Raw genomic sequence first — 20,397 nt, forward strand, 5'->3', positions numbered from 1 at the left:
ACGCTGTATGTCGGTCATTCGACAATGCTGGAGAGGGATGATCAACATCCCGGGTGGCTGTCATGAAGCCGCTAGCGGATGCTGTGCTGCAGGGCTCCGGACAGGCAGCTCCCTTGCCCTGGCTGGAAATGCTGTTGTTGGTGGCCCAGCATTACAACCTGAACTTCTCGCCCGAGGATGCGCGGTTGGCGGCGGCCTGGCAGAACACGGCCCATGGCGATGACCAGCTGTATGCCATCGCCAAGCATCTGGGGCTGTCGGTCAAGGTCGACGACGAGTTGCAGGACGGCGACCTGACCCAATGGCGCATGCCACTGTTGGTGCAATTGACCCACGGTCAGCTGGCGCTGATCGAAGAGGTGGGGGCGGACGACAAGCTGCAGGTCAGGCTCAGTGGAGAGCACGGTCTGCCCACCGTGCTGTCTCGTGAGGAATTGATTGCCAAGTGTCGCCGGGTGATTCTCCTGCGCCCGATCGGCAATCGGGTGGATATGCGGGTCGATGCCTACATCAAGCCCTACAACAGGAACTGGTTCAAAGACATCATCCTGCTGGACTTGAAGTCCTACCGTTACGTGATGTTCGCGTCGCTGGTGGCCAACCTGATGGGACTGGCCGGGATCATGTTTTCAATGCAGACCTATGACCGGGTAGTGCCGGCGGCTTCGATGCCCACCCTGTATGTGTTGTTTATCGGCGTGTTGATTGCCGCCGCCTTCGATTTCATGATGCGCAATGCCCGCTCCCATGTGACCGACCTGTTGGGCAAGCGTGCCGATACTCGGCTGTCGGACAAGGTCTTCGGGCATGCCATCCGCCTGCGCAATTCTGCCAGGCCTCGTTCCACCGGGACCTTCATTGCCCAAGTGCGCGAGCTGGAGCAGATTCGCGAGCTGATTACCTCCAGTACGATGAGCGCGCTGGCGGACCTGCCATTTTTCCTGCTGTTTCTGGCAGTGTTCTGGATGTTGGTGGGACCGCTGGGATTGATCCCGTTGTTCGCCCTGGTGTTGATGATCGGCCCGGGTCTGTTGTGCCAGCGCAAGCTGGGGCGTCTGGCCAACGAGGCTCTGAGAGAGTCCAGCTTGCGCAATGCCTTGCTGGTGGAAACCATCCAGGGGCTCGATGACGTCAAAGCGTTGCAGGCCGAGCAGAAGTTCCAGTCAAGCTGGAACCACTACAACTCGACAACCGCCAGCGCAAACCTGCGGCTCAAGGCACTGACCCATCGTTTGCAGTACTGGTCGCAATCGGTGCAGACCCTGGTCTTTGCCCTGGTGATTTTCTTTGGCGCACCGATGGTGATGGCCGGAGATCTGACCACCGGCTCACTGGTTGCTGCATCCATTCTGGGCTCGCGCATGATGGCGCCGATGGCCATGCTGACCCAGGTGATCATTCGCTGGCAGCAGGCCAAAACCGCGTTGTCCGGTCTGAATCAGCTGATGCAGTTGCCCACCGATCATCCAGAGCACGCGCACAAAGTGCATCGGGCGCACCTGTATGGCGACTATGAATTGAGCCAAGCGAAGTTTGCCTACGGTGAAGGCAGCCCGGTCTTGCGGGTCGAGCAATTGAGTATCAGTGCTGGCGAGCGCATTGCCGTGTTGGGGCGTAATGGCGCGGGTAAATCGACCTTGCTCCAAGCGCTGGTGGGCGGGGTCGATGTGCTCGGTGGCGCCATCAGTCTGGACGGTGTGCGTCTCAATCACCTGGACCCGGCGGACCTGCGACGGGATGTAGCGTTGCTGACCCAGGACGCCCGGCTGTTCCATGGCACGATCCGGGAAAACCTGCAACTGGGCGCGCCCCTGGCTGCGGACCAGGAGATGCTGTCGGCGCTGGAGTTGACCGGTGCCAACGCCTTTGTCGAGAAGCTGCCCACCGGACTTGACCACTTGATCATGGAGGGCGGGCTTGGCTTGTCGGGCGGCCAGAAACAGGCCCTGTTGCTGGCCCGCCTGCTGTTGCGCCAGCCTAACGTGCTGCTGCTGGACGAGCCTACTTCATCGCTTGATGAAGGCACCGAACAGCTGTTCCTGGAACATCTGGATACCTGGGCCCAGGGCAAGACCCTGTTGATTGCGACGCATCGGCCGGCCCTGCTGAAACTGGTCGAGCGGATCATCGTGGTGGATGACGGGCGCATCGTCCTGGATGAGCCCAGGGACCTGGCGATCAGTCTGCTCAGCCGTTCGAACACTGACTCTACTTCTGGAGCTACCTGAATGATTGATTTAGCCAACGTAGGGGCCCGCTTGTGGAGCTTCATGGGCAAGCGTGCGCCGGTCGAGTCTATGGACCCGGCGGACGATGCCGCGTTGAGCCACGCCACCAACGTGATCAACAGTGTGCTTCTACTGTTTCTGGTGTTTGGTGCCTGGGCCTACTTTTCGCCGCTCGATGAAGTCTCCAAGGGGGATGGCAAGGTGATTCCCAGCTCCCATGAACAGGTCATCCAGTCGCTGGAAGGAGGGATCCTGGCGGAACTCAAGGTGGCCGAGGGCGACCTGGTGGAAGCGGGGCAGGTGCTGGCCCAGCTGGACCCGACCAAGACCGAGTCGAATGTCGAGGAAAGCACAGCGCGTTATCGCGCGGTACTGGCCAGCGCGACCCGTTTGCAAGCCGAGGTGGACGGTACGGCGCTGAGCTTTCCCGAGGAGCTGTCGATGTATCCGCAGTTGATTGCTCATGAGACCCGGTTGCACCGTGAGCGAACCAACCGGCTCAAGGAGTCCGTGGCGGGGGTCAACGAATCGCTCCAGCTGGTTGACCGTGAACTGCGCATTACCCAGAGCCTGGCCAAGAATGGCGTTGCCAGCGATGTGGAAGTCTTCCGCCTGCAGCGCCAGCGCAGCGAGCTTCAACTCAAGATGACCGAGCTGCGGTCAGCCTTCCAGGTACAGGCGGGCGAAGAGCTGTCCAAGGCCCGGGCCGAGCTCAGCGCCCTGAGCCCGGTCATCCGCGGGCGGGAAGACTCGCTGAAACGCATGACTGTGCTGTCGCCAGTACGCGGCATCGTGAACGGCATCGAGGTGACAACCATCGGTGGGGTCATTTCTCCCAATGGCCGTTTGATGCAAATTGTGCCGGTGGATGACCAACTGCTGATCGAGACGCGCATTTCGCCGCGGGACATTGCTTTCATCCACCCGGACCAGGCGGCCAAGGTAAAAATCACTGCCTATGACTATTCGATCTATGGCGGGCTGGACGGCCAGGTGGTGACAATTTCTCCAGATACCATTCAGGACAAGGTCAAGCCGGAAAACTATTACTACCGGGTTTTTATCCGTACGCACTCGAGTTTTCTGCAGAACAAGGCCGGCAAGCAGTTCCCCATCGCCCCGGGGATGATCGCCACGGTGGACATCAAGACTGGATCGAAGACGGTTCTCGATTATCTGATCAAGCCGTTCAACAAGGCGCAAGAGGCGTTGCGTGAGCGGTAAATGCGTGAGCAGGCCAGGAAGTGACGTGATGCATGGTGCTGCCTGGAGGGTAGGCAAACCCGGAGGAGGTGGGTTGCGCCATGAGCGCTGGCCTGGTGATTGTCGAGCCAGGCTGGAGCTCTTGCCCAGTTCATAGCGAATAAAGCCACGAGTTGTCGCACAGATTCTGGGCTTGCAGGAAAGGCGTAGCCCTTAGCCATCTTCAGTCGAGCTGTTTTAAACCCACATACGCCAAGGGCCAGGCGATAAAGCCTGGCCCTTGGTCCTCGTAAGATGTTCGAGTGGTGCAATGAAAACCTCATTGCACCTACGACTTGTCTGAAGTCAAAACTGGAAAGAGAATCCCAGGTTAACTGCATTGCCACCACCCTGACGGGAAAGCAGCCCGGTGTAGTTCAGAGATACCTGTGTGTCCTTGGTCATGGCCATTTCTGCCGAGGCTTTAACCATCGCGCCATCTCGGGACGCAGGTACGCTGTTCACCGCAAACGCAGCCTCGCTGCCGACAAATTTCAAGGAGCTTTCACGGTCCAGTTCCCCGTACTGATGCTCCCAGCCCAGCTCACCGCGCAGTTTAACCGAGCGAGTGGAACTCACCGGTAACTGCATCTGCCCACGCAGGCCAACTGTCGAGACAATACTATCCTGGCTTTGCTTGCTGGCATGTAGCGCTGCTGCTTTGCCACGCTCTTTGAACGAGTCGTTCTGGAAGTTGATGTAGGTCAGGTTGGCAAAGGGCTCGAAGGCCGACCAGGCGGTATAGCCGACCTCGCCGAATACTTGATCCGTTCGTGCGTGGTAGGTGGCTTTTTGATGAGCCGATTGGTTGCCGTACTCCAGGTTACGGGACGTGTCGAAGTGGTGCCAGGTGGTCGCTGCGCCGAAACGCAGGGCGAGGGTATCGAAGCGTTTGCCGCCATAAGCCGACAGATGGAAGTTGTCGCTGTCTACCGAGTTTTTGGAGGAACCCTTCACTTCAGTCTTGGTGTAGCCAGTTGCCCCGCCGAGTCGCCATCCATCCCCAATGTCAGTGTCTAGACCGAGTAGAACACCGCTGGTAGAGGAGCTGTAGCCGGTAGCGTTGTGATCGGAGTTGAGTTGGGTGTGACCTCCAAGCAACTGTACCCAGCCGCCGTTGCTGTTATCGGCTTGAATCGGTGCATCTGGATTCAATGCTTGAGTTTGCTGCAGGCGAGCATTTACCGCCTCGCGAACGTAGCGGCTGTCGGTGATCTGCGCAGCGGCGGCATCGGAATGGACCTGACCATCAAGTTGCTTGAAGGCCTGACGGGCTTGCTCGGCAGAGATGAAGGTCAAGAGACTCTCATAGACAGGGTTTCCTGGGGCAAGGGTGTCAGCCGCAGTTGCAACCGCCCGCTCATTTCTGGTCTGGGCCACGCTGGCAAAGCTGGTTTGATTACGCTGAACGGCGATGCTCATGGCGGCTACTTCCGGCACGGGCTGAACGGGTTGTGCGGGAGTTGTGGTTATAGACGGTGACGGTTCTGGCGTTGGAGCAATCGCCACTGCCGGCACGGGCTGAACAGGTTGTTCGGGTGTTGCAGGTACAACAGGGGAAAGCAATTGTAGTGTCGGTGGGACGCTTATCTGGCTATTTAGGAACAGATAGTCAGGCGTGACTGAGGAAAACTGGCCCACGATACCTTTTTGCGCTGTAAGAATATTGAAGGTTTGTCCGACCAGCGTCTTTGCTTCCTCCTCCGTCAAGAGGTTGGTGCGGTTTTCCAGGGATACTCTGATCTCACCGCCATTAAGGGTTGCAATACCGCTGCTATCGATCAGATCGCTCCGTCCATTGGGGCCGACTTCGGCGGAATACACCGAACCCGCATTGAATGTCACATCACCGGTGCGCAGCGTCCCGATGGAGTTACCCGGCGCTACCGTACCGCCAGAGTCGATAATCAAACGGTCAAGCGTGCCACTACCACTCAGCATGGCGTCCTGGCCGACAGTGACTTCGCCTGCCAGGCGGGCGTTAGGATGATCGCGGTCACCGACGACCAGATGTCCTTCCCGAACCAGGGTTGCACCGGTATAGCTATTCTGGCCATTGAGGATGAGCCCGCCACTCCCAGATTTGGTCAGCCCGCCGAGCCCTTCTATCGCACCGTCGTAGTGTGTATTGACGCCTTGATCCACGGTGAGCGAGCCATTTCCAAGCTGGATAGTGCCGTTCTTGCCTTCGAGCTTCGAAACGGTCAGGTCGAACCCGTTGAGATCAAGCGTTCCGCCATTAATGGCGTAGGCGGTATTGTTCACGAAAGCACCCGCCACTCCGGCTTTGAGGATGCCTTCCTGGACCAGGGTTGCACCGGTATAGCTATTCTGGCCATTAAGGGTGAGCTCGCCACTCCCAGATTTGGTCAGCCCGCCGAGCCCTTCTATCGCACCGTCGTAGTGTGTATTGACGCCTTGATCCACGGTGAGCGAGCCATTTCCCAGCTGAATAGTGCCGCCCTTGCCCTCAAGCTTCGAAACGGTCAGGTCGAACCCGTTGAGATCAAGCGTTCCGCCATTAATGGCGTAGGCGGTATTGTTCACGAAAGCACCCGCCACTCCGGCTTTGAGGATGCCTTCCTGGACCAGGGTTGCACCGGTATAGCTATTCTGGCCATTAAGGGTGAGCTCGCCACTCCCAGATTTGGTCAGCCCGCCGAGCCCTTCTATCGCACCGTCGTAGTGTGTATTGACGCCTTGATCCACGGTGAGCGAGCCATTTCCCAGCTGAATAGTGCCGCCCTTGCCCTCAAGCTTCGAAACGGCCAGGTCGAATCCGTTGAGATCGAGCGTTCCGCCGTTCAGGGAGTAGGCGGTATTGTTCACGAAAGCGCCCGCCACGCCGGCCCTGAGGGTGCCTTCCTCGACAAACGTTCCGCCTGTATAGCTGTTGGGCGCCGAAAGCAGCAAAGTCCCGGCCCCCAGTTTCGCAAGGCTGCCTGCGCCCGTCAGGGCTCCTTGAGCAGACACCGTGTGGCCGGATTCCACGACATCGATCCATCCGCGTTGCTCGAGAACAACTTCACGACCGAGCTGAAACATGGACCGGCCTTCCACCCTCAGGCCGCCATTCGCCAGCCGCAGCTTGGCCTGGGGCCCCCCCAGGGCGTTATCCTCCTCGACAATGAGGAGGCCTTCGTCCGTCACGAGGGTTTCACCGATAAAAGAATGATCGTCGAGGCAATAATTCTTGACCGCCTGTTGGAGACGGCTGTCATTGCCCGCGCAGTTGAGAAGGGTTTTTTTCTCGGCAACAGTCAGGTAGTTCTCTGTGGGGTTGCCTTGGTCGTCAGCGACCTGGCCAAGATAGACATCGTTACGGTGATTGTTGCGCACAAGATGGAATTCTTTGTTTCTTTGCGCAAAGTTGTAGGCATTGGCGCCCCATACAAGGCGTGTTTTTTCTTGTGCACCTGCGCCGTCCTTGTAAGTTTCAAGTTGCGGCCCGACCCAGCGTAGATTCTGTGCCACAGGTTCATGGTCTGACAGAGAGCCGACGCCGTCAGCCAGCCTGGCTAGCTTGCTGAGATTGCCAGAGCTCTCATCGGGAGCAATTTCCACCCATTTGGCGAAGGGGCGCGACATCATCACATGATCGATCGTCGCCCGGTCCCAGCCCGGCCATTTGTTTTCCTTGTCCTCGCCATCACTTGTCCAGGTGGCTCGCCCATCGCCTACTACGCTTGGCTGAAACAGTTCCCTGTTTTGCTCCAGTTGGAGGAGTTGAAACTGCTTCTTCAAAGTGTTCATTGTAACCGGCAGGTTGCCAGAAACCGGATAGGTTTCATCCCGGAGTCCAATGTCTTTTTTTTCATCATTATCCAGGCTCTCCTTCAGCGTTTTTGCCCAATTAGCCCAGGATAATTTGAAAATATTATCGTTGGGAAATTTGTCTTGGATTATTTTATGATATTTTGCTGCGTCTGCTGCGTTGTTAAGATAGTTGTAACTAAGTTTTTCATACATTATGTATTTTTGTTTTGTTGTGTCATTTTTGTCTGGGTCAGATTTACTCATCACCAATAATTGTTGAGTTACATCGTGCAACCCTCGTTCTGAAATATCACCGGCATTGAAATCACCCAGGATGAGCATTGGAATACGGGCTGCTGCTGCATCTGTATTAAGTTTTTTGGCCTGCGTAATCCGACTGTTCGAATTGTCCCCATGATCTAGATGTATGCCAGTCACAACGGCTTCGGGAAATCCATTGCCGGGATGGATTTTGATAGAGTCTTTGCCTGAATCATCAAATTTTATAGAAGAGAAAATACTTCCACTTCCTTTCCCTCCAGAACTGTAATCCTGGTTTTTTTGTACGTCAATAAAGCTGCTTTGCTTCCGAGGGCGACTGTTCAAAACATCAATTGTATTTCTCGAAAATGCATCTACAAGATTTTCTTTCGCAAATGTATATCTCGCATTGTTGTCGAGCTCTGGTAGGACAAGAATGTCTGGTGATACCTCCAAGAGAAGATTTTTCATTTCTTTTGAATAGGTTAGTATATTTTTTTGCTTTTTTTTCGAGTCCCAGATTTTGGAGCCATCCCCCAGGTTCCATATATTGAAGGCCATGACTTTTATCGAGAAGTTTTTCTGAATTTCTTCTTCCGCAAAAGCTTCAGGTAGACAGGCGCCCGTCACCAATACAATGGTGGCTATAACTCTGAATGAACTATCAGGATAATGCTTTCTGTTTTTTTTTGACATTACACCGCTCCTTCATGGTTTCAATAATCAGCTGTCGCCGATAGAGTTTGAAAAGCGTTATGCAATGAGCTCGCAAGGCGTCTGGAAAAATCGAGGCGATTCATTTTCCTTTCTCCCTTGATCAGACACTCATTTGGCGGTCGCTTGAGCGAGGGCGTCAGCGACCGGGCCTTCCGTCATGAGTTCTCCTGCCCGCCAGGCACACAGCGTTCCCCCCACAAGGCATGTGGTGTCTTTTAAAACGCAGGGTGTATGAGGCCGGCAGGTTCGGTGCAGGCGTGAGCCGCTATACCAGTGGTATCGACAGTCCCTTGAGCCTCACAGGGGCGGGCAGGAGGGATAGGCGGTCCGTGCTTTTATCCAACAGGAAGGCTATCCCCCACGACTTGGTTGCAGGCTGCTCCTGCCCAAGGAATAGAGTCTGTAGGAAAATTCCGAGCCTTTTCGGAGAGGCGTGGACGGGTACGTGTAAGTCGTATTTATGAGCAGGACAGTGCTCCCCACTCGACGGGAGATGCCCTGGACACCATGGCCGCAGGTAATGTGTCGAAAGATTGTGACAAGCCCCAGACGGCACTACTGGCATGCAACGGATCAGCCCTATCACGCCCACCACAATGGCCACGCCTGTGTAGTCGAATGGCGGCAGGCTGCTCATGCCGACTGCTGACTTCACCACTGTGGTCATCGGTTGGGTGAGGCGTTTTGGGTTGGCGGTGCGCGGTGAGGGGGGGGAAGACCAGGGGGGAGTTGCGCATCGTCGGGGATGCGCAACCCCGAGGTCAGATCAGTGGCGTGCCGACAAATAACGCCAACCCTTCGGCATACTCCGCAAACGCCTTGACCCTGGGGAACCGCGCGGCATCCAGATGCTCGGCCACCACCAGTTGGGTAAAGCTCCAGGCCACGGCCAGGCTGATACCGGCCTGGTCGATGTTGCCGTCGGTGGCCAGCGGGCGTTTTTCCAGTTCGTTTTCCAGCTCGCCATAGGCCGCCGCCAGTTGCCCGCGAACCCGCTCCAGCCACGGTTGGTGCTGCTTATGTGCGGGGCGCAGTTGGTACTCATAGTAGATCTGCACCGACTTCTCGCAGGCCGCCAGGGCCAGGCCGATCAGCCGCAGGTCGTGGGCCCGCGCCTGGGGCGCCGCCGGCAACAGGCTGCGGCCGGCCAGGGTTTCCAGGTAGTCGATGATCAGGCACGAGTCCATCAGCACCGTGCCGTCGTCGCAGATCAGGGTCGGCGCCTTGACCACCGGGTTGATGCGCTGGAACTGCTCGAAGGTGCGAAACACCGACAACGCCTCATGCTCGAACGGGATATCCAGGCGCTTGAGGGTAATGGCGACACGGCGGACATAGGGCGAATCGAGCATACCGATCAGTTTCATTGAGCGACTCCTTGCGGTGATCAAACAGGGGGGAATCGAAAAATGCTGGCAGAGCTGGGGCTCAGTCCTCGAACCCCGCCTGCTCGTGAATCTCGTCGACCTTCAGTTCCAGGCGGTAGGCCACGGCGATGAACAGCGCCTGGCACAGGCACAAGGTGGCGCTCAGGGAGCGGAAGGCGAACGAGCTGCCTTCGTTGACCAGCAGCACGCTGTTGGCGCGCTTGGCCAGGGGCGACAGGTTGCTGTCGGTGATGATCAGGGTCTTGGCCTGGTGGTGCTGGGCGATGCGCAGGCAGTGCTGGGTTTCCTTGGCATAGGGGGTGAAGCTGATGGCGATCACCAGGTCGTTGGGGCGGATGCTGCGCATCTGTTCGCGGTAGCTGCCGCCCAGGCCCGACACCAGGTGGATGCGCTTGTTGGTGTGCTGCAGGTTGTACACCAGGTAATCGGCCACGGCGAAGGAGCGGCGCACCCCGACCACGTAGATGTTGTCGGCGTTGACCACCAGGTCCACGGCCTTGTCGAAGGCCGCGTCATCCAGTTCCAGGCCCAGGCGCTCGATGCCCGACAGGGTGGCGTTGATGCACTCGCGCGCCAGGTCGCCACCGCTGGCCTTCTGCGACTTGTTGGCGATCATGCTGCGGATGCGTTGCTGGTAGTTCTGTACCGGGGTGGCCTTGTGGGTGTAGGCCTCGCGAAACAGCGCCTGCATTTCGCTGAAGCCGCTGAAGCCGAAGCGCTGGGAGAAGCGCACGATGGCCGAAGGGTGCACCTCGCATTCGCGGGCGATGTCGCTGATGCGGTCGACCATGATCCGGTCGCTCTGCTGGCTCATGTAGCTGGCGATGCGCTTGAGCTGGCGCGGCAGGCTTTCGTATTCCTGGGTGATCAGCTGCAGCAGGCGCTCGGCATTGATCGGGGGACTGGCGAGGTCGCTGTCTTGCGGGCTCTCGGTCGTGGCCGGCTGATCGGTGCGGGACATAGGCAATCCTTCTGTGCTTGTACTGAATGGGAACGGGCGGGTTGATCCATCCCCTGACAATAGGTGGGCTGTGCGCAGTCTACAGGGTCGGCGCGGGGAAAATCTTGAGGCGCGCACCCACAGGCAGCCTGCTGAAACGATGCACGCTGCCTGGACCGGCCTTGAAAAAGTTTATTGGAAAAAATATTCCACGTAAAAAATTTATAGAAAAAATATTGATTGGCGTCGGTGAACGTTTTAGTCTGCATCCACCAAGAGCGTTCGGCGCCTCCCTCGGTGCCACGCGCAGGCTGATAAAAATAACAGGAGCCAGCATGGGCCAGACTCGTTTTGCCAATGGGCGTCAATTGGATCTGATTTGCCTCGGACGCCTGGGCGTCGACCTCTATGCGCAGCAGGTCGGGGCCCGCCTGGAAGATGTCTTGAGCTTCGCCAAATACCTTGGCGGCTCGTCCGCCAACATCGCCTTCGGCACTGCGCGCCTGGGCTTGCGCTCGGCGATGCTGAGCCGGGTCGGCGACGATCACATGGGGCGGTTCCTGGTGGAGTCCCTGGCCCGCGAAGGCTGCGACGTCAGTGCGATCAAGGTCGATCCGCAGCGCCTGACTGCCCTGGTCCTGCTCGGTCTCAAGGACCGCGAGACCTTCCCCCTGGTGTTCTACCGCGAGAACTGCGCCGACATGGCCCTGCGCGCCGAAGACATCGACGAAGCCTTTATCGCCTCCAGCAAGGCCTTGCTGATCACCGGCACCCATTTCTCCACCGACGGCGTGTACCAGGCCAGCCTCCAGGCCCTGGCTTACGCCGAGCGGCACAAGGTCCAGCGCGTGCTCGACATCGACTACCGCCCGGTGCTCTGGGGCCTGGCGGGCAAGGCCGACGGCGAGACCCGCTTTGTCGCCGACCAGAACGTCAGCGCCCATGTGCAGAAGATCCTGCCGCGCTTCGACCTGATCGTCGGCACCGAAGAAGAATTCCTCATCGCCGGCGGCAGCGACGACTTGCTCGGCGCCTTGCGCACGGTGCGCTCGCTGACCGCCGCGACCCTGGTGGTCAAGCTCGGTCCCCAGGGCTGCACGGTGATCCACGGGGCGATCCCGGCGCGCCTGGAAGACGGCGCCATTTACCCCGGGGTGCGGGTCGAAGTGCTCAACGTGCTGGGGGCGGGCGATGCCTTCATGTCCGGCTTCCTCAGCGGCTGGCTGGAGGACGCCAGCGACGAGCGCTGCTGCCAGCTGGCCAATGCCTGCGGCGGCCTGGTGGTGTCGCGCCACGCCTGCGCGCCGGCGATGCCGACCCGCGCCGAGCTGGATTACCTGTTCAACAGCCCGCAGCCCATCACCCGGCCGGACCAGGACAGCACCCTGCAGCGCCTGCATCAGGTCAGCGTGCCGCGCAAGGCCTGGAAGCAGCTGTTCATCTTTGCCTTCGACCACCGCGGGCAGTTGGTGGAACTGGCACAGAAGGGCGGACGCGAACTCAAGGCCATCAGCCAACTCAAGCAGCTGTTTATCCAGGCCGTGGAGCGGGTCGAGGCCGACTTGCGCGAGCAGGGCGTCGAGGCCGATGTCGGCCTGCTGGCCGACCAGCGTTTCGGCCAGGATTCGCTGAACGCCGCCACCGGTCGTGGCTGGTGGGTGGCGCGGCCGGTGGAAGTCCAGGGCTCGCGGCCGCTGGCTTTCGAACACGGGCGTTCGGTCGGCAGCAACCTGATCGCCTGGCCCCAGGAGCAGATCATCAAGTGCCTGGTGCAGTACCACCCGGACGACGAGCCGCTGCTGCGCCTGGAGCAGGAAGCGCAGATCAAGGGCCTGTACCAGGCGTCCCAGGTCAGCGGCCATGAGCTGCTGCTGGAAATCATTCCGCCCAAGGACCATCCCTCGACCCATCCGGACGTGCTCTACCGCGCCCTCAAGCGCCTGTACAACCTGGGCATCTTCCCGGCCTGGTGGAAGATCGAGGCGCAGAGCGCCGAGCAGTGGCAGCAGCTCGATGAGTTGATCGAGGCGCGCGACCCCTATTGCCGTGGCGTGGTGCTGCTGGGCCTCAATGCCCCGGCGGCGGCCCTGGCCGAGGGCTTCCGCCAGGCCGCCGACAGCCGCGCCTGCCGTGGGTTCGCCGTGGGCCGCACGATTTTCCACGAGCCGAGCCGGGCCTGGCTGGCCAACGAGATCGACGACGAAACCCTGATCCGCCGGGTGCAGGCGACCTTTGTCGAGCTGATCGACGCCTGGCGCGCGGCTCGCGCCTGAACATTAGAGCCTGACCGCAAGAGCCTTGACGCAATACCTGTAGCCGCTGCCGAGCGTAGCGAGGCTGCGATCGAGTGCGAAGCGCTCGCAAAACCTGACAACGCGCAGTGTCAGGTACAACGCTTGCGGTGGCTGCGCCACCGATCGCAGCCTCGCTAAAGCTCGGCAGCGGCTACAGGGCTACAGGGGCTACGGCAGTGGGTACGAGGCCGGGAATTTTTCAGAACGCTTTAGAAAACAATAAAAGGTGCAGCCATGCCCGCAATCCGAATTGGCATCAACCCGATTTCCTGGAGCAACGACGACCTGCCGTCCCTCGGCGGCGAAACGCCTTTGAGCACGGCGCTGAGCGAGGGCAAGGCGATCGGCTACGAAGGTTTCGAGCTCAACGGCAAGTTCCCCAAGGATGCCAAGGGCGTCGGCGATGTGCTGCGCCCGTATGACCTGGCGCTGGTCTCGGGCTGGTATTCCAGCCGCCTGGCCCGGCGCTCGGTGGCCGAGGAGATCGACGCCATCGCCAGCCATGTCCAGCTGCTGGCGCAGAACGGCGCCAGGGTGCTGGTCTACGGCGAGGTCGCCGACTCGATCCAGGGCCAGCGCATTGCCCTGGTGGAGCGTCCGCGTTTTCACAGCGAACAGGCCTGGCAGGAGTACGCCGACAAGCTCACCGAGCTGGCACGTTTCACCCTGTCCCAGGGCGTGCGCCTGGCGTACCACCACCACATGGGCGCCTACGTCGAATCGCCGGCGGACATCGACAAGTTGATGAGCCTGACCGGCAGCGAAGTCGGCCTGCTGTTCGATTCGGGCCACTGCTACATGGGCGGTGGCGAACCGCTGGACGTGCTGCGCAAACATATCCGCCGTGTCTGCCACGTGCACTTCAAGGATGTGCGCAAGCCGGTGGTGCAGCTGGCGCGCAACAACCTGTGGAGTTTCCCCGACTGCATCATCAACGGCACCTTCACCGTGCCGGGCGATGGCGACATCGATTTCGCCGCGCTGCTGGACGAGCTGCTGGCCGCCGATTACCAGGGCTGGCTGGTGGTGGAGGCCGAGCAGGACCCGGCGGTGGCACCGAGTTACGTCTACGCCAAGAAGGGCTACGACACCCTGCGCGCGCTGCTCGACGAGGCCCTGCTCAATAAGAGGAGCGGACAATGAGCCTGCTGGTCAAAAGCGCGGCCAAGGGCCGGACCATGGTGCAGTTGGCTGAGGGCCGATTGCAGTACGTCGGTTTCGCCGCCTACCGCCTGAGCCTCGGCGAAAGCCTGCCCCTCAGTGCCGGTGATAAAGAGCTGTGCCTGGTGCTGCTCGGCGGGCGCATCGGCATCCAGGGCGAGGCGCCGGGGCAGGGCGCGTTCGGCTGGGACAACCTCGGCGACCGGCAATCGGTGTTCGAGGACAAGTCGCCCTTCGCGGTCTACCTGCCGCCCGGCAGCCAGGCCCAGGTCACCGCCCTGAGCGATGTGCAGGTCGCCGTCTGCGCCGCGCCCGGCGCGACCGCCAACGGCCTCGGCCCGCGGCTGATCCTTCCCGCGAGCATGAAGCGCAGCGTGCGCGGCAAGGGCGCCAACACCCGCTATGTGTGCGACATCCTGCCGGACAGCGAGCCGGCCCATTCGCTGCTGGTGGTGGAAGTGCGCACGCCGTCCGGGCACTCCTCCAGCTACCCGCCGCACAAGCACGACACCGACGACCTGCCGCACCAGAGCTTTCTCGAAGAGACCTATTACCACCAGGTCAACCCGCCCCAGGGCTTCGTGTTCCAGCGGGTCTACACCGACGACCGCAGCCTAGACGAAGCCATGGCCGTGGAGCACGGCGACCTGGTGGTGGTGCCCAAGGGCTACCACCCGGTCAGCGTGCCCTATGGCTACGAGTCCTATTACCTGAACGTCATGGCCGGGCCCAAGCGGGTCTGGCAGTTCCATAACGATCCGCGGCACAGCTGGCTGCTGGATCTCTGAATTCCAACATTGCAATGGAGAACAAGAACAATGAGTGACGCCCCGGTAATCGGCCATTACATCGACGGTCAGCTGCAGGACAGTGGCGAGCGCTTCGCCAAGGTGTTCAACCCGGCCACCGGCCGCGTGCAGGCCCGGGTCGCCCTGGCCAGCCAGAAGACGGTGGACGATGCCGTGGCCTCGGCCATGAAGGCCTTCCCGGCCTGGTCCGAGCAGTCGGCGCTGCGCCGTGCGCGGGTGATGTTCAGGTTCAAGGAACTGCTGGACCAACACCATAACGAACTGGCGGAACTCATCACCCGCGAGCACGGCAAGGTGCTGTCCGACGCCCGCGGCGAGGTGACCCGCGGCATCGAGATCGTCGAGTTCGCCTGTGGCGCGCCGAGCCTGCTGAAAACCGCTTTCAGCGACAACATCGGCGGCGGCATCGACAACTGGAACCTGCGCCAGCCCCTGGGCGTGTGCGCCGGGGTCACCCCGTTCAACTTCCCGGTGATGGTGCCGCTGTGGATGATCCCGCTGGCCCTGGTCAGCGGTAACTGCTTCATCCTCAAGCCGTCCGAGCGCGACCCGTCCGCCAGCCTGCTGATGGCCCGCCTGCTGACGCAAGCCGGGCTGCCCGATGGCGTGTTCAACGTGGTCCAGGGCGACAAGGCGGCGGTGGACGGCCTGTTGCAGCACCCGGACATCGAAGCGATTTCCTTTGTCGGCTCGACGCCGATCGCCGAGTACATCCACCAACAGGCGACGTCCCGCGGCAAACGCGTGCAGGCCCTGGGCGGGGCGAAGAACCATATGATCGTGATGCCCGATGCCGACCTCGACCAGGCCGCCGATGCCCTGATCGGCGCGGCCTACGGCTCGGCCGGCGAGCGTTGCATGGCGATCTCCATCGCCGTGGCGGTGGGCGATGTCGGCGACCGGCTGATCGAGAAACTGCGGCCGCGCATCGACCAGTTGAAGATCGGCAACGGCATGCAGGGCGACAGCGACATGGGGCCGCTGGTGACCGCCGAGCACAAGGCCAAGGTCGAAGGTTTCATCGACCAGGGCGTGGCCCAGGGCGCGCAACTGCTGGTGGACGGCCGGGGCTTCAAGGTGCCGGGCGCCGAGCAGGGCTTTTTTGTCGGCGCCACCCTGTTCGACGGCGTGACGACCGAGATGAGCATCTACCAGGAAGAAATCTTCGGCCCGGTGCTGGGCATCGTCCGGGTGGCGGATTTCGCCAGCGCGGTGGCGCTGGTCAACGCCCATGAGTTCGGCAACGGCGTGTCCTGCTTCACCAGCGACGGCGGCGTGGCCCGAGCCTTCGCCCGGAGCATCAAGGTCGGCATGGTCGGCATCAACGTGCCGATCCCGGTGCCCATGGCCTGGCATTCCTTCGGCGGCTGGAAGCGCTCGCTGTTCGGCGACCACCACGCCTACGGCGAGGAAGGCCTGCGTTTCTACAGCCGCTACAAGAGCGTGATGCAGCGCTGGCCGGACAGCATCGCCAAGGGCCCCGAGTTCAGCATGCCGACCGCCAAGTAAGCCCCTTCACCCCGTTGTCCTGGAGAACAAGAATAATGAGCCAGCCGCTGCGTTTCGCCCTGAATCGTATGGTTGCCCCCCATTTGAGCCTGCCGGCGTTCATTGAGCTGGCGGTGGCCCTGAAAGCCGATGCCATCGAGATCCGCAATGACCTTGCGGGCGTGGAGATCGAAGACGGCACGCCGCCGCAACAGGTGCGCCAGCTGTGCGCGGCCCATGGCATCCAGGTGCTGTCGATCAATGCGCTGTACCCCTTCGATGCCTGGAACGACGAGCGTCGCGCCCAGGCCCTGAAGCTCGCCGCCTATGCCCGCGACTGCGGCGCCCGCGGCCTGGTGCTGTGCCCGCTGAACGACCGCGCGGATGCCCGCAGCGAAGCCGAGCGCAGCGCCGGCCTGCGCACCGCCTTGACTGAGCTGGCGCCGATCCTGCGCGAACAGGGGATTCTCGGTTTTATCGAGCCCCTGGGCTTCGAGACATGCTCCCTGCGCCGCAAGCGCACCGCGGTGGAGGCGATCCGCGCCATCGGCGGGCTGGATGTGTTCCGCCTGGTGCACGACACCTTTCACCATTACCTGGCCGGGGAGCAGGCGTTCTTCCCCGAGCTGACCGGGCTGGTGCATCTTTCCGGGGTCGAGGACCGCGAGGCGCCGCTGGCGAGCATTCGCGACGGCCACCGGGTGCTGGTGGGCGAGGGCGACATCCTCGGCAACGCGGCGCAGATCGAGACCTTGCTCGCCAATGGCTACAACGGCCACCTGTCGTTCGAACCCTTCGCCGACAGCGTGCATGGGCTGGCGGATATCCAGCGGGCGATCGGCGCGAGCATCGACCACCTCAAGCAGGCCCTGGCATAACACCGTTCCCTGTAGCCGCTGCCGCAGGCTGCGATAAGGCCGAAGGCCTTCAGCGATCTCGAGGCCTTGCGCGCCCTTCGGTCGCGATCGCAGCCTGCGGCAGCGGCTACAGGCAGCAACCTTCACCGTCTTCAACAAGGTGCAGACATGACTACGACACGACTGACCATGGCCCAGGCCCTGGTGAAATTCCTCGACAACCAGTACGTCGAGGTCGATGGGGTACAGAGCAAGTTCGTCGCCGGGATCTTCACCATCTTCGGCCACGGCAACGTACTTGGCCTGGGCCAGGCCCTGGAGCAGGACAGCGGCGAGCTGCTGGTGCATCAGGGCCGCAACGAGCAGGGCATGGCCCATGCCGCCATCGGCTTCGCCAAGCAGCACCTGCGGCGCAAGATCTACGCCTGCACCTCGTCGGTGGGCCCGGGCGCGGCGAACATGCTGACCGCCGCGGCGACCGCCACCGCCAACCGCATTCCCTTGTTGCTGTTGCCCGGCGATGTCTATGCCAGCCGCCAGCCCGACCCGGTGCTGCAACAGATCGAGCAGTTCCACGACCTGAGCATCAGCACCAACGATGCCTTCAAGGCGGTGAGCCAATACTGGGACCGCATCAACCGTCCCGAGCAACTGATGACCGCGGCGATCCACGCCATGCGTGTGCTCACCGACCCGGCACAAACCGGCGCGGTGACCCTGGCCTTGCCCCAGGATGTGCAGGCCGAGGCCTACGACTACCCGGATTACTTCCTGCAAAAACGCGTGCACCGCATCGAGCGCCGGCCGGCCAGCGCGGCCATGCTGGCGGATGCGGTGGCGGCCTTTGTCGGCAAGTGCAAGCCGCTGATCATCTGTGGTGGCGGGGTCAAGTACTCCGGGGCCAATGAGGCGCTGCAAGCCTTTGCCGAGCGCTTCGGCATTCCCTTCGCCGAAACCCAGGCCGGCAAGAGCGCGGTGGTCTCCAGCCATCCGCTGAACCTTGGCGGCATCGGCGAGACCGGTTGCCTGGCAGCCAACCTGCTGGCGAAAGAGGCGGACCTGATCATCGGTATCGGCACCCGCTACAGCGATTTCACCACCGCCTCGAAGTCGCTGTTCCGCGCCGATGCGCAGTTTCTCAACCTCAATATCAGCCCCTGCGATGCCCTGAAGCTCGACGGCGTGCAGCTGCTGGCGGACGCCCGGGAAGGCCTGGATGCACTGGCCGAGGCCCTGGCGCGCAGCGGCTACCAGGCCGCCTGGGGCGAGCAGGTCAGCCAGGCCCGGGCGCAGCTGGACGCGGAGGTGGACCGGCTCTACCAGGTCGAATACCACGCCGACGGTTTTGTCCCGGAGATCGACGACCACCTGGACCCGGCGGTGCTGCGCGAGTTCATCGAGCTGACCGGTTCCTGCCTGACCCAGAGCCGGGTGCTGGGGGTGCTCAACCAGACCCTGGCCGACGACGCGGTGATCGTCGCCGCCGCTGGCAGCCTGCCCGGCGACTTGCAACGCAGCTGGCGCAGCAAGGGGGTCAACACCTACCACGTCGAGTACGGCTATTCCTGCATGGGCTACGAGGTCAACGCGGCCCTGGGGGTCAAGCTCGCCGAGCCCCAGCGCGAGGTCTATGCCCTGGTGGGCGACGGCTCCTACCTGATGCTGCATTCGGAGCTGGCCACCTCGATCCAGGAGCGGCGCAAGATCAACGTGGTGCTGCTGGACAACATGACCTTCGGCTGCATCAACAACCTGCAGATGGGGCACGGCATGGACAGCTTCGGCACCGAGTTCCGCTTCCGCAACCCCGAGACCGGCAAGCTCGACGGCGCCTTCGTGCCGGTGGATTTCGCCATGAGCGCGGCGGCCTATGGCTGCAAGACCTACAAGGTCAAGACCGTCGACGAACTGCGGGCGGCCCTGGCCGATGCGCGGACCCAGAGCGTGTCGACCCTGATCGATATCAAGGTCCTGCCCAAGACCATGATCCACAACTACCTGTCCTGGTGGCGGGTCGGGGTGGCGCAGGTGTCCACCAGCGCCCGCACCGACGCGCTGGCCAGACAACTCAACGAACGCCTGGCCAAGGCCCGGCAGTACTGATCGCTCGAACAATAAACGGCTCGAAAAAAATAGGAGTGCATCTATGTCTTTGAAGCTAGGCGTCATCGGTACCGGGGCCATCGGCCAGGACCATATCCGTCGTTGCAGCCAGACCCTGCTGGGCAGCCAGGTGGTGGCGGTCACCGATATCAACCTGGAGCAGGTGGCGAAGGTGGTGGCCGAGCTGAAGATCGCCGCCGAGGTCTATCCCGATGGCCACGCGCTGATCAAGGCGCCGGAGGTCGAGGCGGTGCTGGTCACCTCCTGGGGGCCGAGCCATGAGGCGTTCGTGCTGGCCGCCATCGCCGCCGGCAAGCCGGTGTTCTGCGAGAAGCCGCTGGCGGTGACCGCCGCCGGCTGCCGCACGATAGTCGAGGCCGAGATGGCCCACGGCAAGCGCCTGGTCCAGGTCGGGTTCATGCGCCCCTACGATGCCGGCTACCGCGCCCTGAAGGCGGTGATCGACAGCGGCCAGATCGGCGAGCCGCTGATGCTGCATTGCGCCCACCGCAACCCGCGGGTCGGCGAGAACTACAAGACCGACATGGCGATCACCGACACCCTGATCCATGAACTGGACGTGCTGCGCTGGCTGCTGGCCGACGACTACGTGTCGGTGCAGGTGGTGTTTCCGCGCAAGTCGAGCAAGGCCCTGGCCCATCTGAAAGACCCACAGGTGGTGCTGCTGGAAACCGCCAAGGGCACGCGCATCGACGTCGAGGTCTTCGTCAACTGCCAGTACGGCTACGACATCCAGTGCGAAGTGGTGGGCGAGACCGGCATCGCCAGGTTGCCGGAGCCGTCCCAGGTGCAGTTGCGCAGCGCGGCCAAGCTGTCCAACGCAATCCTGATGGACTGGAAGGACCGCTTCATCGCCGCCTATGACGTCGAGTTGCAGGCCTTTATCGACGGCGTGCAAGCCGGGCAGGTCGGTGGCCCTTCGGCCTGGGACGGCTATGCCGCGGCGGTGGCCGCCGATGCCTGCATCGAGGCGCAAGGCAGCGGGCAGATCGTCAAGGTCGCGCAGCCGCCGCGCCCGGCCTTTTACCGCTGACCCTCTTCTGCATTTTTTGTAGGAGCGAAGCGTGCCCGCGATGAACTCGGATGCGCCGCGTTGTTCCAGGCAGGCCGCGTCATCGTTAACCTCCATCGC

Annotated in this window: 13 protein-coding genes; 9 read left to right on the forward strand and 4 right to left on the reverse strand. The window is 61.6% G+C overall.

Annotated elements, in window-relative coordinates; genetic code table 11:
* Positions 1 to 62: 62 nt before the first annotated feature.
* Positions 63 to 2,228 (forward strand): type I secretion system permease/ATPase, encoded by a 2,166-nt coding sequence (locus IF690_RS12650; protein ID WP_202700321.1) that lies wholly within the window; start codon positions 63 to 65, stop codon positions 2,226 to 2,228.
* Between the two features lie 42 nt (positions 2,229 to 2,270).
* The gene (locus IF690_RS12655) at positions 2,271 to 3,452 is read left to right on the forward strand and encodes an HlyD family type I secretion periplasmic adaptor subunit (RefSeq protein ID WP_202701413.1); all 1,182 of its coding nucleotides are present in this window, start codon (positions 2,271 to 2,273) and stop codon (positions 3,450 to 3,452) included.
* Positions 3,453 to 3,776: 324 nt separating this feature from the next.
* Here the strand turns inward: IF690_RS12655 and IF690_RS12660 are convergent, their stop codons facing one another.
* The 4 genes from IF690_RS12660 to IF690_RS12675 form a co-directional block, all read right to left on the reverse strand.
* Positions 3,777 to 8,183: an autotransporter outer membrane beta-barrel domain-containing protein gene (locus IF690_RS12660; RefSeq protein ID WP_202700322.1), complete on the reverse strand. Its 4,407-nt coding sequence runs from the start codon at positions 8,181 to 8,183 to the stop codon at positions 3,777 to 3,779.
* Positions 8,184 to 8,965: 782 nt separating this feature from the next.
* On the reverse strand, positions 8,966 to 9,571 hold the full coding sequence (locus tag IF690_RS12665; protein ID WP_202700323.1) for a glutathione S-transferase: 606 nt from the start codon (positions 9,569 to 9,571) through the stop codon (positions 8,966 to 8,968).
* 61 nt (positions 9,572 to 9,632) lie between these two features.
* Positions 9,633 to 10,553: a MurR/RpiR family transcriptional regulator gene (locus IF690_RS12670; RefSeq protein ID WP_202700324.1), complete on the reverse strand. Its 921-nt coding sequence runs from the start codon at positions 10,551 to 10,553 to the stop codon at positions 9,633 to 9,635.
* A gap of 79 nt (positions 10,554 to 10,632) precedes the next feature.
* Positions 10,633 to 10,869: a hypothetical protein gene (locus IF690_RS12675; RefSeq protein ID WP_202700325.1), complete on the reverse strand. Its 237-nt coding sequence runs from the start codon at positions 10,867 to 10,869 to the stop codon at positions 10,633 to 10,635.
* Here IF690_RS12675 and IF690_RS12680 point away from each other — a divergent pair.
* From IF690_RS12680 to iolG, 7 genes are all read left to right on the forward strand, one after another.
* Positions 10,868 to 12,805 (forward strand): bifunctional 5-dehydro-2-deoxygluconokinase/5-dehydro-2-deoxyphosphogluconate aldolase, encoded by a 1,938-nt coding sequence (locus tag IF690_RS12680; protein WP_202700326.1) that lies wholly within the window; start codon positions 10,868 to 10,870, stop codon positions 12,803 to 12,805. The two genes, IF690_RS12675 and IF690_RS12680, sit on opposite strands and share 2 nt — an antisense overlap.
* 255 nt (positions 12,806 to 13,060) lie before the next feature.
* Entirely contained in the window at positions 13,061 to 13,969 is a 909-nt protein-coding gene (gene iolE, locus IF690_RS12685; RefSeq protein ID WP_202700327.1) for a myo-inosose-2 dehydratase, read from the forward strand.
* A complete protein-coding gene (iolB, locus tag IF690_RS12690) occupies positions 13,966 to 14,775 on the forward strand; it encodes a 5-deoxy-glucuronate isomerase (RefSeq protein WP_202700328.1) in 810 nt (269 codons plus the stop codon). The genes iolE and iolB overlap by 4 nt, the downstream gene beginning before the upstream one ends.
* A 30-nt stretch (positions 14,776 to 14,805) precedes the next feature.
* Positions 14,806 to 16,305 carry a CoA-acylating methylmalonate-semialdehyde dehydrogenase gene (locus tag IF690_RS12695; RefSeq protein ID WP_202700329.1) on the forward strand — a complete coding sequence of 500 codons (1,500 nt, stop codon included), beginning with the start codon at positions 14,806 to 14,808 and terminating at the stop codon, positions 16,303 to 16,305.
* A 35-nt stretch (positions 16,306 to 16,340) separates the two neighbouring features.
* Positions 16,341 to 17,162, forward strand: coding sequence for a TIM barrel protein (locus IF690_RS12700; RefSeq protein ID WP_202700330.1), 822 nt, complete (start codon positions 16,341 to 16,343; stop codon positions 17,160 to 17,162).
* Between the two features lie 147 nt (positions 17,163 to 17,309).
* A complete protein-coding gene (gene iolD / locus IF690_RS12705; protein ID WP_202700331.1) occupies positions 17,310 to 19,244 on the forward strand; it encodes a 3D-(3,5/4)-trihydroxycyclohexane-1,2-dione acylhydrolase (decyclizing) in 1,935 nt (644 codons plus the stop codon).
* Positions 19,245 to 19,287: 43 nt separating this feature from the next.
* Positions 19,288 to 20,298 (forward strand): bifunctional inositol 2-dehydrogenase/D-chiro-inositol 1-dehydrogenase, encoded by a 1,011-nt coding sequence (gene iolG, locus IF690_RS12710; RefSeq protein WP_202700332.1) that lies wholly within the window; start codon positions 19,288 to 19,290, stop codon positions 20,296 to 20,298.
* Positions 20,299 to 20,397: the final 99 nt, after the last annotated feature.

Source organism: Pseudomonas sp. SK3(2021) (assembly GCF_016772375.1).
Taxonomy (GTDB): Bacteria; Pseudomonadota; Gammaproteobacteria; order Pseudomonadales; family Pseudomonadaceae; genus Aquipseudomonas; species Aquipseudomonas chlororaphis_I.